Source organism: Mesorhizobium sp. M1399 (assembly GCF_040317735.1).
GTDB lineage: Bacteria > Pseudomonadota > Alphaproteobacteria > Rhizobiales > Rhizobiaceae > Mesorhizobium.
In genome coordinates this window covers 326234-340489 of sequence record NZ_JAMYKZ010000006.1, presented here as the reverse complement: position 1 = coordinate 340489, position 14256 = coordinate 326234, and the positions used below count along the sequence as shown (strand labels likewise).

The window sequence follows — 14256 nt, the reverse complement described above, 5'->3', positions numbered from 1 at the left end:
CTCCTATCGTTCCATTCGTTGGCTATTCAAGAAGAGACTTGTCCCGCCTCCCAGCCGAGGATGGCGCGTTTGCGCGTCAGGCCCCAATGGTAGCCGGTGAGCGCGCCGGACTTGCCGAGAGCCCGGTGGCACGGCACGACGAAGGACATCGGATTGGCACCGACCGCGGCACCGACAGCCCGGCTGGCGCTCGGTGCGCCGATGCGCGCGGCGATCGAGGAATAGGTGCAGGCCTTGCCCATCGGAATGCGCAGCAAGGCCTCCCAGACGCGGACCTGGAAGTCGGTGCCGATCATGACGACGCGCAGCGGCTGGTCGGCGCGCCACAGCGTCGGATCGAAGATGCGCGCGGCATAGGGCGCCGTCGCCGCCATGTCCTCGACATAGGTCGCATTCGGCCAGCGGCTGGACATGTCGGCAAAGGCCGCGCGCTCGCCGCCGGGGTCGTTGAAGGCGAGGCCGGCAAGGCCGCGGTCCGTCACCATGATCAAAGCGATGCCGAAAGGCGAGATATGATAGCCGTAGCGGATGGTGAGCCCTGCGCCGCGGGTCTTGTAGTCGCCCGGCGACATCGCTTCATGGGTGACGAACAGATCGTGCAGCCGGCCTGGGCCGGACATGCCGAGTTCGAACGAAGTTTCCAGCAGCGGCATGCCGGAATCCAGCAGTTTGCGCGCATGATCGAGGGTGACGGCCTGCAGAAAAGCCTTCGGCGACAGGCCGGCCCAGCGGGTGAACAGCTTCTGCAGCCCGGTCGGCGTCTCGCCGACCTCCTCGGCCAGCACTTCCAACGAAGGCTGGTCGCGATAGTCGAGGCTGATCTTTTCGATGGCACGACGGACGATTTCGTAGTCGCCGCCTTCAGGCGTGATGTCTTTCTGAAGGATTGCTGTCGTTTTGAGAGGCATTTGGGCGTTCATGGTAGTATCTCCTTGAGTGCGAATATCGTCCTTCGCGGCGCCGATCACCACCCGAAACTTGCTTTCCCGCAGCATGTACCCAGATAGAGTTGGCTTTGAATGGGGAGGACAATCATGGCCGGCGAGAAGATGCAGCTGACCAAGGAAAAAGAAACGCTGCTGATCACCGTCTACGGCAAGGCGCTGGAAAGCCGGCTTCCCAACTCGCTGCTGAAAGACCGCTTTGCGGACGAGGCGGTTCGCCGCATCGACTACGATTTCTCGCGGCTCGGCGTCGGTCTGGCGATCCGGGCCAAGACGCTGGACGACTGGGTTTCGGCTTTTCTGGCGAACAACCCGAACGCCATTGTACTGCATCTCGGCTGCGGGCTGGACACACGAATATTCCGTATCGACCCGCCAGCCGGCGTCGACTGGTTCGACGTCGACTACGCCGAAGTAATCGAGCTCAGGCGCAAGCTCTACCCGATGCGCGAGCATTACCACCTGATCGGATCATCCGTCACGGAGCCTGGCTGGTTGGATGAAGTGCCCGGCGATCGCCCGGCGATGGTCGTGGCGGAGGGCCTGACCCCCTACCTTGCCGCTGACGAGGGCCCAAGACTGGTTTCGCGGCTTGTGTCGCATCTGGCCAGCGGCGAATTTATCTGCGATGCCTACAGCGACCTGGGTCTAAAGCTCGTGCGCCTCAACCGGTCGTTCCGCGCCACCGGAGCCGAACTCCACTGGGCGATCAACGATCCGCGCGACTTGGAACGGTCAGTGCCCGGCCTGCGGTTGGTCGAGGAAACGATGGCGTACAAACCCGAACATGCCGCCCGTGTGAGCTGGTTCGCCGGACTGGTCTTTCGCCTCTGGAGCCACGTTCCGGCTCTTCGGAGGGTCGGCAGGCTGTTGAGATTTCGGTTTTGATCGTCAGCGCGCCTTGGCGGTCGCCAGAGCGCGCGAAAATGCGGTGGCAAAACTTTCGCGGTCGTCGGGGTTGAGGAAGCCACCGATCGAGACTGTTTTTCCTTGCGCCTCGACCGCCATTCTGGTGATGCCGATTTCGGTGTGGCGGGCGATCGAAAAGCGTGCCCAGAACGGATTGAAGCGATGTGCTTCCGATTTGCCTGACGGGGCAGTCTTGCGGATATCGAGGCTGGTGCGAGACACCGACACCTCCTCGCGAGCCCGAGCGGCACGATAATTGGCGCGGAAGGCGATATAGATGGCAATAACATCGAGGCCGAAGAAGCCGAACACCGGCCAGGCGCCGCGCGACAGGAAAAACGCTCCGGTCACCAGCCACCCGAACAGCAATGCGCCCATCAGGATGACAAAGCCGGTCTTGCCCAGCGACCGGTGCGGTATCAGCAGCGCCTGGAAGAATGGCTCGTCGGCCTGAAATGAGGCGTTTGTGTCGCTCATTACAGAATATTATAGGAAAGCAATGACAAGCCCCAAGTCCAAAAACTCTTCGGCGCTAAAAAAAGACCTGTTGCCCGGCCGCCGCGACGGCTCGAACGCCAAGCCGCGTCCGCGGCCGGCGAGGTCGCGGGCGCTTTACAGCCCGGCCGAGGTGCATGAGATTTTCCGGCGCTTTTCCGTTCAGCGGCCGGACCCGAGAGGCGAACTCGAACATATCAACGCCTTCACGCTGCTGGTGGCGGTGGTGCTTTCGGCGCAGGCGACGGACGCCGGCGTTAACAGGGCGACGCGGGCGCTGTTCAAGATCGCCGACACGCCGCAGAAAATGCTGGCGCTGGGCGAGACCAGGCTCGGCGACCATATCCGCACTATCGGGCTGTGGCGCAACAAGGCCAAGAATGTCATCGCGTTGTCGGAAGCCCTGATCCGCGACCACGGCGGCAAGGTGCCCGATGATCGCGATCAACTGGTCGAGCTGCCGGGTGTCGGCCGCAAGACCGCCAATGTCGTGCTCAACGTCGCCTTCGGCCAGCATACGATGGCGGTCGACACGCACATCTTCCGCATCGGCAACAGGCTCGGCCTGGCGCCGGGCAAGACGCCGGAACAGGTCGAGCAAGGATTCCTGAAGATCATTCCGGACGAATATATGCGACATGCGCATCATTGGCTGATCCTGCACGGCCGCTATGTCTGCAAGGCGCGTAAGCCGGATTGCCCTGCCTGCGTCATCGCCGATATCTGCAAGGCCAAGGAAAAGACGACCAGCGTGCCTGCACCACTGGTCGAGATCGCGCCGCTCGGGCCAGTAGAGGCGGCTACTGAATCAGTGCCAGCCAAGTGACTCTGAAGTTCCTCCTATGTGGCGCCATCCACGTTCAGGAGCTCTCTTCGACAAACACCTCCTCGCGCTTCTTCCTGACCGCGGGGAGAAACACGATGACGAGCACGGCGAGCGCGATGAGGAGCAGGCTGGCGCTGATCGGTCTCGTCACGAAGGTACTCGGATCGCCGCGAGAGAGGATCATGGCGCGGCGCAGGTTTTCCTCGAGCAGCGGGCCGAGCACGAAGCCAAGCAGCAGCGGCGCGGGTTCGCAGCGCAGCTTGGTCAGGAGATAGCCAAGCAAGCCGAAGAGTGCGACTGCATAGAGGTCGTAGACGTTGGTGTTGACGCTGTAAACGCCGATCGAGCAGAACGCCATGATGATCGGGAAGAGCACGTAATACGGGATCGTAAGCAGTTTCACCCAAAGCCCGATTAGCGGCAGATTCAAGACGATCAGCATCAGATTGCCGATCCACATCGAGGTGATGATACCCCAAAACAGTGCAGGCTGTTCGATCGCAACATTGGGGCCGGGTACGATGCCCTGGATGATCATCGCGCCGATCATCAGCGCCATTACCGGGTTGGCCGGAATGCCGAGCGTCAGCATCGGGATAAAGGAGGTTTGTGCGCCGGCATTGTTGGCCGATTCCGGTCCGGCGACGCCTTCGATTGCGCCTTTGCCGAATTCCCCCGGACTTTTCGAGACACGTTTTTCGACGGTTTAGGAGGCAAAGGCGGCAAGGATCGCGCCGCCTCCCGGCAGGATGCCGAGCGCCGAACCGATGATTGTTCCGCGCACGATGGGGGCCGCCATGCGCCGAAAATCTTCGCGGGTCGGCATAAGGCCGGAGATCTTTCGGATCAGCACGGAACGCTCATGCTCGTTTTCGAGGTTGCGCAGTATCTCGGCGACGCCGAAGACACCGACCGCCACTGCGACGAAATTCAGCCCGTCGGCATATTCGCGGATGCCGAGCGTGAAGCGGGGCGTGCCGGTGTAGATATCCGTGCCGACAAGTCCGAGCAGCAGGCCGAGCACGACCATGGCCAGTGCCTTGACGATCGAGCCGTGGGCGAGCGCGACGGACGAGACCAGGCCGACAATCATCAGCGAAAAATACTCGGCTGCGCCGAATCTCAGCGCTATCGCCGTCAGCGGTGGGGCAAAGATGGCGACGAGGAAGGTCGACACCGTGCCGGCAAAGAACGAGCCTATCGCCGCGGTCGCCAGTGCCGCCCCGGCGCGACCGTTCCTGGCCATTTGGTAGCCGTCGATGGCGGTGACGGCCGACGAAGATTCGCCGGGCATGTTGATGAGGATGGCGGTAGTCGAACCGCCATACTGCGCGCCGTAATAGATGCCGGCGAGCATGATGAGGGAGGAAACCGGATCGCCGATCTGGAAGGTGATCGGCAACAGCATGGCAATGGTTGCGGTGGCGCCGATGCCGGGCAGGACACCAATCAGCGTGCCGAGAAGGACGCCGATCAGGCAGAAACCGAGGTTTGCCAAAGATGTGGCCGTCGAAAAGCCGAGTGCGAGATTGTTGAGGAGTTCCATTTCATCTCCTCACAATGATAGGGGCAGCCACGGGCCGAAACGCCGGAACGGCAGGCCGAGTGCGTAGCTGAAGACGACGAATGCGAACAGCGTCAGGCCGGCCGACAGCACGAGCGCGGTCAGCGGCTTCATACGGCCGCTGCCGAACGATGCGATTAGCGCCGTCAGGAAGATCGAGGGGATAAAGCCGAGGCCGCGCACCGTCAGGCCGAAGAAGATCGGAGCGGGCAGAATGAACAGCATGCCGCGCCACGCGATGTGGCCGATCGGGTCGCTCTCGAAACGCACCGCTTGGACGAGGATGACGGCGCCAAGCAGGATCAGCACGATCGCCAGCACCAGCGGGAAATAGCCCGGTCCCATACGGAAGGCGGTGCCGATTTCGAGGCCGAGCGACTGCAGCGCGAAAAATGCGCCGAGGAAGATGAACAGCGCTGCGCAAATGCCGTTGGTTCTGTCGATTGCGAACGGTTTCATGACGTCCTCCCGGGCCGCGCCGCGGGCTTGCCCATGCCGTGTAAAAACGGGGCGCTGGTGGCGCCCCGTTCAAGCTTTAGTCGGCGTACTGGCCGGCCGCTTCGATGATAGGCTTCCACCGCGCGATCTCACTTTCCAGCTTGGCCTTGAGCGCGGCCGGCGTGGCGTCGGCCTCGGGCGACGGCTTGGTGCCGAGTTCGGCAAAGCGGGCGACGACGTTCTGATCCTTCAGCGCCACCTGCAGCGATTTCGACAGGCGCTCGGTGATCTCGGCCGGCGTGCCCTTGGGTGCATAGATTCCGTGCCAGATGCCGACCTGCACCTGCGGAAGGCCGGCTTCCGTCGTTGTCGGCACGTCCGGAAGCACGTCGAGGCGTTGCGCCGAGGTTACGGCATAGCCCTTGATCGTGCCGCCCTGGATCTGCTTGGTGGTGTTGGTCGTCTGGTCGCACATGATGTCGACCTGGCCGCCGAGAAGGTCGGTCATGGCCGGGCCAGTGCCTTTGTAGGGAACGGTGACCAGCGGCGTGCCGATGGCGCTCATGAACAGCATGCCGCACAGATGCGAGGCCGCGCCTATCCCGGCATTGGCGACGGTGACGGTGTCCTTGTTGGCCTTGGCATAGTCGACCAGTCCCTTCAGATCGGTCGGCTCGAGATCCTTGCGGCCGACGATGGTCATCGGCACTTCTGTGACGAGACCGATATATTCGAACGCGTTCAGCGTGTCGTAGGCGAGGTTCCTATACAGCGTCGCGCTGGTCGCCATGCCGATGTGATGCAGGAGCAGCGTATAGCCGTCAGGATCGGCATTCGCGACGCGGCCGGCGCCTAGCGTGCCGCCGGCGCCGCCGACATTCTCGACGATGACCTGCTGGCCGAGGTCCTTCGACATGGCTTCCGCGACAAGACGCGTGACGGTGTCGGTTGGGCCGCCGGCCGAAAACGGCACGACAACGGTGATGGTGCGTTCGGGGTACGTCTGCGCGCCCGCGGCCAACGGGTAAAGCATGGCGACCGCAACGGCAGCCAGCGCGGCGACGAATTTTCTCATCGTGATTTCCTCCCAGAATACGAATTACCAACCGCTGCGCGGAGTTCCTCTCAAACCGAATGTAGATGGAGCAATAACTAGCGCAACCCGACAAATGACAATCGCCTCAAACGGCAAACTGCACGTTTGTCCGCGCAAATGAGTGGAAAGGTCGGGCCGCGCGATGCCCTTCCTCCGACCTATCTTAATAGCCGTAGCCGCGCGCCATCGCCGCCGCGAACACCGGGATCAACAGGAAGATGAATGCCTCGGTGCGGACATAGGTGCGAACGGACGCTAGCTCCGCCGCAGGCACCTGGAAGCCGGGACTGGCGCTCGCCTGCCTGCTCCAGGACAGGAATCGGACGGTCGGGATAATCGACAACAGGCCGACAATTGCGAAAGCGGCCATCTTTGCCCAGAACATCCAGTTGTAGACGTAGAATTCCCAGCCCTTGAGACCATAGATGACGCGGCCGATGCCGACGACGATGATCAGCATGGCAATGATGCCGTAATGGCGATCGATACCGACAAGCCGCTTCAGCGTCGCGGCGGACAGGTCGCTGCGGATCAGGACGAATTCGGCGCCGATGATGCCTGCCAGCGAAAACACCAGCAGATGATGGAAGATGGCAAGCACAAGGTCGGTGGTGTCCATGCTGTTTCCCCTGTGTCGGACGGCAGCGCCGAAACCGAACGCAGTGAACCAAATACTGGCGAAAAACTAACACCGCTTGGCGGGATTCACATCAGCCTGGAAGATGATCTACACAGCCTTGGTTCTTGTTTTACGCAACGGATTTTGATTCCCCATTTCATGCATGTCGCTGTCCTAACCGTTGGATGACCGGCATTAGGCACACCGGCAACACAACCGAGGCATGACCATGACCAGTCCGCAGACAATTGTCGCCCCAGTGATTGAGACCTCTCGCACGGTCCTGCGACCGCACCGGCTGGACGATTTCGACGCCTATGTCGCAATGTGGGCCGATCCCGTCGTCACCCGTTTTATCGGCGGCAAGCCGCGCACGCGGGAGGAAAGCTGGATGCGTTTCCTGCGCCATGCCGGCCTGTGGTCGCTTCTGGGCTACGGCTTCTGGGCGGTCGAGGAAAAGGCGACCAGCCGCTTCATCGGCGAGGCCGGCTTCCACGATCTGAAACGCGACATGACGCCGTCGATCGAGGGCATTCCGGAGGCCGGATGGGCTCTGGTTTCGGGCGTGCATGGCCAGGGGTTGGCCAGCGAAGTCGTCGCACGGGTGCTTGCCTGGGGCGATGAGGCATTTGCAGCCGCGAAGACCGTCTGCATCATCGATCCGGAAAACACCGGCTCGCTGAACGTCGCGGCAAAATGCGGTTATGGCGAAGTGCTGCGAACCGTCTATCAAGACAAGCCGACCATCCTGCTGCAGCGGCAGCCCTGACGGATGCTGTCTGGGCACTGCCTGCCGTCGTCGGGCGTCGAGTTCGCCAGCCTGAACATCGCACGGGCCGATTGTGGCGCATGCAGCGTGTTCTGTCTTTGACAGGATGACGCAAACTCTGCATGAATTTTATCGAGCGGGTCTGAATTCAGGCTACGTTTCTGGCAGGCACCGGAGGAGGTGTCGCGATTTGGAGGAATCCCATGCTGAACAGACGCAGATTCTTGATGAGCACCGCGGCGGCAGGTGCTGCCGGGCTCGCGGCATCGCATTTTATCCCCGCTTTCGCGCAGGACGCACCGCAGCTGCAGATTTTCGTGCCGGCGGCGCCGGGCGGCGGCTGGGACCAGACGGCGCGCGCCATGGACCAGGTGCTGCGCAGTGAAAAGCTGATCTCCGGCTCGCAGATCACCAATGTCGGCGGCGCCGGTGGCACCGTCGGCCTGCCGCAGTTCGTCAACCAGTGGAAGGGCAAGGGCAATGCGCTGATGGTGGCTGGCATGGTCATGGTCGGCGCCATCATCGCCAACAAGGCGGCCAACAACCTTACCGAGGTCACGCCGATCGCCCGCCTTACCGGCGAGTTCGAGGCGCTTGTGGTGCCGGCCGCCTCGCCGTTCAAGACTGCGGCCGACTTCGTTGCCGCCCTCAAGGCCGACCCGACGCAGGTTCCAGTCGCCGGCGGTTCGGCCGGCGGCTCGGACCACATCTTGTTCGGCCTCATCGCCAAGACCGTCGGTGTTCCTGCAACCAACCTGTCCTATGTGCCGTTCGCCGGCGGCGGCGAGGCGCTGTCGGCGCTGCTCGGCAACCAGGTCGCGGCCGGCATCTCGGGCTATGGCGAGTTCGCCGAACAGGTCAAGGCGGGCGCGCTGCGGCTGCTGGCGATATCTGCCGACAAACGCCAGGAGGGCATCGATGCTCCGACCATGAAGGAAGCCGGCGTCGACGTCGAGCTGTTCAACTGGCGCGGCGTCTTCGCGCCGCCCGGCGTCTCGGACGCCGACAAGGCAGCAATGATCAAGCTGATCGAGACGATGGCCAAGAGCGACGCCTGGGCCACCGAATGCAAGAACCGCAACTGGACGCAGATCCTGCTCACCGGTGACGACTATGCGAAATTCGTCGCCGAAGACACGGCCCGCATCGGGACGATCCTCAAGGACCTCGGCCTGGCGTGATGCTCTCGGCAAGGGGCGGCCTGCGCCAACCCTTGCCGACTTTCGCCAGCCGCATGGACATACGCGGCGCCGGAGGTGAAACTACGCCGAGATCGGCCGAGTGAGACCGGTCCAAGGAGAACCGGCCCAAGGGACCGATATTGGGAGGACGATGATGAGCACCAGCGACCAGCAGGCGCCGCCGCGCCTTGCAGTGCCCGAACTGCTGATCGGCGTTGGGCTCCTCGCCTGTGCGGGTGCGGTTGCCTGGCAGACGCTGGCAATCCCGGTGTCGCCGCTCTATTCCAAGGTCGGTCCGACCGTCTTTCCCTACATCACCATGACGGGGATGGTGATCCTGTCGCTGCTGCTCATCATTGCCGCCTTGCGGGGCGGATGGCAGCCGGAGGACGAAAAGGAGACGCCGACCGACTGGAAGGCGATGGGCATCGTCGTCCTCGGACTGATCGCCAACCTCGTGCTGATCCAGCCGCTCGGCTTTACCGCCGCATCTGTCATCATGTTCGTTCTCATCTGCCACGGTTTCGGCAGCCGGCGTCCGCTGCGTGACGTGCTGCTCGGTCTGATCCTGGCGCTGGCCGCCTATTTCGGCTTTGCCAGGGCACTCGGCGTCAATATCGGCGCCGGCTTCATCGAAAACCAGCTGAACGCGATCGTCGATTCGGTCGTTGCCGTGCTGAGGGGCTGACGCCATGGAAACGCTCGGCCATCTCGCGCACGGATTTTCGGTCGCCTTCTCGCCGATCAATCTCATATGGTGCCTGGTCGGCACCACGCTGGGGACTGCGATCGGCGTGCTGCCCGGCCTCGGACCGGCATTGACCATCGCGTTGCTGTTGCCGATCACCTACCAGGTGGCGCCGGAGGCGTCGTTCATCCTGTTTGCCGGCATCTATTACGGCGCCATGTATGGCGGCTCGACGACATCGATCCTGCTCAACACGCCTGGCGAAAGCGCCACTATCGTCACCGCGCTGGAAGGCAACCGGATGGCCCGCTCCGGCCGTGGCGGTGCGGCCCTGGCGACCTCGGCGATCGGCTCCTTCGTCGCCGGCACGCTGGGCACGATCGGCGTTGCCTTCCTGGCGCCGATCGTCGTCAAATTCGCGCTGGCCTTCGGTCCGGCCGAATATTTCTCGCTGATGGTGCTGGCCTTCATCACGGTTTCGGCGGTGCTCGGCTCGTCGTCGGTGCGCGGCCTGACCAGCCTGTTCGTCGGCTTCGTCGTCGGCATGATAGGCGTCGACCTGCAGACGGGGCAGCCGCGCTTCACCTTCGGCATGAGCGAATTGTTGGACGGCGTCGACGTCATCGTCGTCGCCGTTGGCCTGTTCGCCGTTGGCGAGACGCTTTACATGGCCTCGCGCCGCTATGCCGGCAAGGACGACATCGTGCCGTTGAAAGGGTCGCTCTACATGACCGCGGCTGAATGGTCGCGCTCGTGGAGGCCATGGCTGCGCGGCTCCCTGATCGGCTTCCCGATCGGCGCCATGCCGGCCGGCGGCGCCGAAATCCCGACCTTCCTCTCCTATGCCATCGAGAAGAAACTCTCCAGACACAAGGAGGAGTTCGGCACGGTCGGCGCCATCGAGGGCGTTGCCGGGCCGGAAGCGGCCAACAATGCATCCGCCGCCGGCGTGCTGGTGCCGATGCTGACGCTCGGCCTGCCGACCTCGGCGACGGCCGCGATCATGCTGTCGGCATTCCAGAGCTACGGCATCAATCCGGGGCCGCTGCTGCTGACGACGCAGGCCGATCTGGTATGGGGGCTGATCGCCAGCCTGTTCATCGCCAATGTCATCCTCGTCGTCCTCAACCTGCCGCTGATCGGGCTCTGGGTGCGATTGCTGAAGATTCCGGCGCCGCAGCTCTATGCCGGCATTCTGGTGTTCGCCACGGTCGGCACCTACGGCATTTCGCAATCGCCGATCGACCTCGTCATCCTCTATCTGCTCGGTGCCGCCGGCTTCCTGATGCGGCGTTTCGATTTCCCGACCGCGCCGGTCATCATCGGCATGATTCTCGGGCCGCTTGCCGAAACGCAGTTCCGCCGCGCGATGACCATCTCGAACGGCGATTGGACGGTGTTCTACAAGCATCCGCTGTCGCTGACGCTGCTGACGCTGGCCTTCATAGGGCTGGTTGGACCGCATATCTGGGCCTACATCGAGCACAGGCGCATGCACGGACCGGAGCACGTGCCGGGCGATGCCTGAGCTGTTCGTGACGTCATGACAGACCTGCTTTCCGGCATCCGCATCCTTGACCTGACCAATGTGCTGGCCGGCCCCTATTGCGCCTACCAGCTGGCATTGCTCGGGGCCGACGTCATCAAAGTCGAGACGCCGCAAGGCGGTGATCTGGCGCGCCAGCTCGGCGCCTCGCCGGAGCTCAACCGGGTGGGCATGGGCGCTTCGTTCCTGGCGCAGAATGCCGGCAAACGCTCGGTGGCGCTCGATCTCAAGCAGGAGGCCGACCGCGAACGCTTCCTCGATCTGGTCGCTTCGGCCGACGCGCTGGTCGAGAATTTCCGCCCCGGCGTCATGGACCGGCTGGGGCTTGGCCATGCCAGGCTGAAGGAGGTCCGGCCAAGCCTTGTCTATTGTGCGATATCGGGCTTCGGCCAGACCGGGCCGATGCGCGACAATCCAGCCTATGACCAGATCATCCAGGGTCTTTCCGGCATCATGAGCATCACCGGTACACCGGAAACGGCGCCGCTGCGTGTCGGCTATCCCGTCGCCGATACGCTTGGCGGGCTGGTCGGGGCGTTCGCCATTACCGCCGCGCTGGTCAAGCAGAAGACGACAGGCGAGGGTGCGTTCCTCGACGTCTCGATGCTCGAATGCACGCTTTCTGCGCTCGGCTGGCCGGTGTCGAACTATCTGACGGCGGACGTCGAGCCGCAGCCGATGGGCAATGAAAACATGACGGCCGCACCGTCTGGCGCGTTTCGCACCGGCGACGGCTTGCTCAACATCGCAGCCAACAAGCAGGAGCAGTTCGTCACACTGTGCCGGTTGATCGGTCGGCCGGAGCTGGCGTCGGATGTCCGCTTTGCCGAGCGCGAAACGCGCAAGCAGAACCGCATTGCATTGAAAGCGCTGATCGAGGATGCCTTGGCGAGCGGCTCTGCCGCCGCCTGGGAGGAGACGTTCAATCGCGCCGGCGTGCCGGCAGGCCGGGTGCTGACGATACCGCAGGTACTGCAGGAGCAGCAGGTGGTCGAGCGCGGCATGACGGCGCGCTTCCAGGCTGTGTCCGGGATGGACCGGCCGCTGATCGTGGTGCGCGGCGGCTTCATGGTCGATGGCGAGGCACCTTTGCCGAGCAGGCCGCCGCCGGGGCTCGGCGAGCATATGGACGAGGTTTTTGCCGGTTTGCCGCCACGCGCCAAGAAAAGAGCGAAGGCATGAGCGGCACGGAAAAGAAGGCATGAGCGACACGGAAAACAAGACTGGCCGCGCGCGCGGCGAGGAATGGTGGCAGACCGGCATCATCGAGATGCGGCCCGGCGTCATCCGGCTGCGCGGCTATGAGATCCAGGATCTGATCGGCCGCGTCAGCTTTCCGGCAATGATCTGGCTGATGCTGCGCGGCGAACTGCCGAGCGAGGAGCAGGCGGCGCTGCTTGGCATCGCGCTGGGTGCCGCCGTCGACCATGGGCCGCAGGCGCCGTCCATCGCCATCGCCCGCATGGCGATCACGTGCGGTGTCGGCATCAACAGCGCCATGGCGTCGGCCGTCAACGTGCTTGGCGACGTGCATGGAGGCGCCGGCGAACAGGCGCTCTCCTTCTACGGAGACATCGCCGCCGAACTGGACGCCGGCGTGCCGCTCGCGGACGCGGTGTCGGCGCGGGTTGATCGTGTCCTTGCTGGGGAAGACGGCTATGTGCCGGGGCTGGGCCACCGCTTCCACCTGGTCGACCCGCGGGCGCCGCGCCTCATCGAACTGACCCGCGACTTTGCCGCGCGCGGCGTCGTCAGCGGGCGCTTCGCCGACATCGCCGAGATGGTCGAGGCGGAAGTTGCGCGGCGCAAGGGCAAAAAAATCCCGCTCAATATCGACGGCGCCACGGCCGTCATCTACGGAGAGCTCGGCTTCCCGCCGCCGCTGACGCGAGGCCTTTTCGTACTGTCGCGCTCGGTCGGCATCCTGGCCCATGCATGGGAACAGTCGCAGGAAAGCGACCGCAACAAAGGGCCGCTGCCGCGCGAATGGCTGTGGGCCTATACCGGCACGCCGGCGCGGCCTTTGCCCGAGGAAGACGAAGGCAGTCAGTGAGATGTCGGTTCAAGCGACAGCGGAGGGCGCTGGAGCCAATTCCCGATAGAGTCGGGATAGACCCCCATGTTTTATTGAGCGTGATCTTTTCCGAAAGCCGGATTCTGCTTTTTGGGGGTATGCTCCAGCTCGGGACTCCTGATGTTCCTCACCAGCGTCGAAAGATCCGGCTCGTCGATGAGCAGCGCCGCGTCGGCCGGTGCCAGCCATGCCCGCTGCCGCCTGTTGGCTTCTTGCCAGTCGGCAAGTTCCTCGGTTACCTCCAGCAAATAGACGACGACGTCGACGCGGACGAAGCGGTTCGCCAGCCGCTTCCAGTAGCAATAGGTGCCGGCCGGCTGTTTCAATATCCTGCCGAGGACGCCGGCTTCTTCCTGTGCTTCGATGGTGGCCGCCTTGCGACCGCCCTTGCCCTTCATCGGCCAGCCTTTCGGCACGATGAAGCGCCTCGTCGTTCGCGATGTGACGAGCATAACCTCGACATCGCCATGCTCGCTCAGCCGAAAGGGGATCGCCGCGACCTGGCGAATCCGGGCGCCCTTCCTTGCCTTACGGACGACCTTCTTTCTGCTGGCTGCCATTCAAAAATCCAGTCGAAGCGGTGCCCAAAGCACGAAGGGCAGCATTGCTAAATCCAAACCGCCTTCGATGTTATCTCAGGTGCGGCGGCATCCAAGCATAATAAGTCGGCTAAATAAATGAAAACGTTAGCGGCAAGTGCTGACAAAGCCGCTCCCTGACGGCAGCAACTGACAAGTCGGCTTCATCTGCGGCACCACCTGCGGTTGGGGCGCCGGGATTTGGCGGTCCTGCGCACGGTATTGCTGTTGCTGCTGCTGATATTGCTGCCGCTGCAGCCTGTTCTCCAGCATCTGCAACTGGTTTTGCTGGATCAATGCGTTGCGGTCGGCGGGGCTGACGATCTGTGCCGATGCGGCAGGATTTACGCCCGACAGCATCACCGTTGCCAGCATTGCCGACCCTAAAAACGTCAATAGACGAAGCTGTGACATTCATTAATTCCCGCACAAAACCGACCTCAGATTAATATAGGGGTTTTGCCCGGCGATGCCATGGCCGCCGCTGATTCGCGGCGAATTGCTACGTCGTCCTGCCGGCTTTGAGGAG

15 protein-coding genes and 1 pseudogene are annotated in these 14256 nt (G+C 63.1%); 8 read left to right on the top strand and 8 right to left on the bottom strand.

Annotated elements, in window-relative coordinates:
- Positions 1-26: 26 nt before the first annotated feature.
- Positions 27-920, bottom strand: a complete 894-nt coding sequence (locus tag NKH05_RS13130; RefSeq protein WP_023718971.1) for a methylated-DNA--[protein]-cysteine S-methyltransferase — start codon at positions 918-920, stop codon at positions 27-29.
- A gap of 114 nt (positions 921-1034) precedes the next feature.
- On the opposite strand from NKH05_RS13130, the gene NKH05_RS13125 reads away from it, so the two are divergent.
- The gene (locus tag NKH05_RS13125; RefSeq protein ID WP_353025503.1) at positions 1035-1832 is read left to right on the top strand and encodes a class I SAM-dependent methyltransferase; all 798 of its coding nucleotides are present in this window, start codon (positions 1035-1037) and stop codon (positions 1830-1832) included.
- A gap of 3 nt (positions 1833-1835) precedes the next feature.
- On the opposite strand, the gene NKH05_RS13120 is transcribed toward NKH05_RS13125, so the two are convergent.
- Positions 1836-2330, bottom strand: coding sequence for a DUF2244 domain-containing protein (locus NKH05_RS13120; protein WP_023718973.1), 495 nt, complete (start codon positions 2328-2330; stop codon positions 1836-1838).
- Positions 2331-2352: 22 nt separating this feature from the next.
- Between NKH05_RS13120 and nth the strand changes: the two genes are divergently transcribed.
- Positions 2353-3174, top strand: a complete 822-nt coding sequence (nth, locus tag NKH05_RS13115) for an endonuclease III (protein WP_023718974.1) — start codon at positions 2353-2355, stop codon at positions 3172-3174.
- Between the two features lie 34 nt (positions 3175-3208).
- On the opposite strand, the pseudogene NKH05_RS13110 reads toward nth, so the two are convergent.
- The 4 genes and pseudogenes from NKH05_RS13110 to NKH05_RS13095 all read right to left on the bottom strand — a co-directional run bounded on the left by NKH05_RS13110 (position 3209) and on the right by NKH05_RS13095 (position 6891).
- Positions 3209-4720: pseudogene (locus NKH05_RS13110) on the bottom strand (tripartite tricarboxylate transporter permease).
- Between the two features lie 9 nt (positions 4721-4729).
- The gene (locus NKH05_RS13105) at positions 4730-5197 is read right to left on the bottom strand and encodes a tripartite tricarboxylate transporter TctB family protein (protein WP_023718976.1); all 468 of its coding nucleotides are present in this window, start codon (positions 5195-5197) and stop codon (positions 4730-4732) included.
- A 76-nt stretch (positions 5198-5273) separates the two neighbouring features.
- The gene (locus tag NKH05_RS13100; protein ID WP_023718977.1) at positions 5274-6251 is read right to left on the bottom strand and encodes a tripartite tricarboxylate transporter substrate-binding protein; all 978 of its coding nucleotides are present in this window, start codon (positions 6249-6251) and stop codon (positions 5274-5276) included.
- Positions 6252-6435: 184 nt separating this feature from the next.
- Positions 6436-6891: a DUF2214 family protein gene (locus tag NKH05_RS13095; protein ID WP_023718978.1), complete on the bottom strand. Its 456-nt coding sequence runs from the start codon at positions 6889-6891 to the stop codon at positions 6436-6438.
- Between the two features lie 229 nt (positions 6892-7120).
- On the opposite strand from NKH05_RS13095, the gene NKH05_RS13090 reads away from it, so the two are divergent.
- The 6 genes from NKH05_RS13090 to NKH05_RS13065 all read left to right on the top strand — a co-directional run bounded on the left by NKH05_RS13090 (position 7121) and on the right by NKH05_RS13065 (position 13128).
- Entirely contained in the window at positions 7121-7660 is a 540-nt protein-coding gene (locus NKH05_RS13090) for a GNAT family N-acetyltransferase (RefSeq protein ID WP_352483639.1), read from the top strand.
- Positions 7661-7863: 203 nt separating this feature from the next.
- Complete coding sequence (locus NKH05_RS13085) at positions 7864-8841, top strand: Bug family tripartite tricarboxylate transporter substrate binding protein (protein WP_352857527.1); 978 nt, start codon at positions 7864-7866, stop codon at positions 8839-8841.
- A gap of 154 nt (positions 8842-8995) precedes the next feature.
- Entirely contained in the window at positions 8996-9529 is a 534-nt protein-coding gene (locus tag NKH05_RS13080) for a tripartite tricarboxylate transporter TctB family protein (protein ID WP_023718981.1), read from the top strand.
- Positions 9530-9533: 4 nt separating this feature from the next.
- Positions 9534-11057 (top strand): tripartite tricarboxylate transporter permease, encoded by a 1524-nt coding sequence (locus NKH05_RS13075; protein ID WP_352857525.1) that lies wholly within the window; start codon positions 9534-9536, stop codon positions 11055-11057.
- Positions 11058-11072: 15 nt separating this feature from the next.
- Positions 11073-12257, top strand: a complete 1185-nt coding sequence (locus tag NKH05_RS13070; RefSeq protein ID WP_352857523.1) for a CaiB/BaiF CoA transferase family protein — start codon at positions 11073-11075, stop codon at positions 12255-12257.
- Between the two features lie 19 nt (positions 12258-12276).
- Positions 12277-13128 (top strand): citryl-CoA lyase, encoded by an 852-nt coding sequence (locus NKH05_RS13065; protein WP_352857521.1) that lies wholly within the window; start codon positions 12277-12279, stop codon positions 13126-13128.
- A gap of 71 nt (positions 13129-13199) precedes the next feature.
- Here NKH05_RS13065 and NKH05_RS13060 read toward each other — a convergent pair whose 3' ends face one another.
- A complete protein-coding gene (locus NKH05_RS13060; protein WP_352483576.1) occupies positions 13200-13709 on the bottom strand; it encodes an NUDIX hydrolase in 510 nt (169 codons plus the stop codon).
- A gap of 126 nt (positions 13710-13835) precedes the next feature.
- On the bottom strand, positions 13836-14141 hold the full coding sequence (locus tag NKH05_RS13055; protein ID WP_023718986.1) for a hypothetical protein: 306 nt from the start codon (positions 14139-14141) through the stop codon (positions 13836-13838).
- Between the last annotated feature and the right edge of the window lie 115 nt (positions 14142-14256).

Excerpts from the sequence above, each read along its gene's own strand:
- NKH05_RS13120 (WP_023718973.1), bottom strand. The coding sequence starts at position 2,330 with ATGAGCGACACAAACGCCTCATTTCAGGCCGACGAGCCATTCTTCCAG.
- nth (WP_023718974.1), top strand. The coding sequence starts at position 2,353 with ATGACAAGCCCCAAGTCCAAAAACTCTTCGGCGCTAAAAAAAGACCTG.
- NKH05_RS13060 (WP_352483576.1), bottom strand. The coding sequence starts at position 13,709 with ATGGCAGCCAGCAGAAAGAAGGTCGTCCGTAAGGCAAGGAAGGGCGCC.
- NKH05_RS13075 (WP_352857525.1), top strand. The coding sequence starts at position 9,534 with ATGGAAACGCTCGGCCATCTCGCGCACGGATTTTCGGTCGCCTTCTCG.
- NKH05_RS13100 (WP_023718977.1), bottom strand. The coding sequence starts at position 6,251 with ATGAGAAAATTCGTCGCCGCGCTGGCTGCCGTTGCGGTCGCCATGCTT.
- NKH05_RS13090 (WP_352483639.1), top strand. The coding sequence starts at position 7,121 with ATGACCAGTCCGCAGACAATTGTCGCCCCAGTGATTGAGACCTCTCGC.
- NKH05_RS13095 (WP_023718978.1), bottom strand. The coding sequence starts at position 6,891 with ATGGACACCACCGACCTTGTGCTTGCCATCTTCCATCATCTGCTGGTG.
- NKH05_RS13070 (WP_352857523.1), top strand. The coding sequence starts at position 11,073 with ATGACAGACCTGCTTTCCGGCATCCGCATCCTTGACCTGACCAATGTG.
- NKH05_RS13125 (WP_353025503.1), top strand. The coding sequence starts at position 1,035 with ATGGCCGGCGAGAAGATGCAGCTGACCAAGGAAAAAGAAACGCTGCTG.
- NKH05_RS13080 (WP_023718981.1), top strand. The coding sequence starts at position 8,996 with ATGAGCACCAGCGACCAGCAGGCGCCGCCGCGCCTTGCAGTGCCCGAA.
- NKH05_RS13055 (WP_023718986.1), bottom strand. The coding sequence starts at position 14,141 with ATGTCACAGCTTCGTCTATTGACGTTTTTAGGGTCGGCAATGCTGGCA.
- NKH05_RS13065 (WP_352857521.1), top strand. The coding sequence starts at position 12,277 with ATGAGCGACACGGAAAACAAGACTGGCCGCGCGCGCGGCGAGGAATGG.
- NKH05_RS13130 (WP_023718971.1), bottom strand. The coding sequence starts at position 920 with ATGAACGCCCAAATGCCTCTCAAAACGACAGCAATCCTTCAGAAAGAC.
- NKH05_RS13105 (WP_023718976.1), bottom strand. The coding sequence starts at position 5,197 with ATGAAACCGTTCGCAATCGACAGAACCAACGGCATTTGCGCAGCGCTG.
- NKH05_RS13085 (WP_352857527.1), top strand. The coding sequence starts at position 7,864 with ATGCTGAACAGACGCAGATTCTTGATGAGCACCGCGGCGGCAGGTGCT.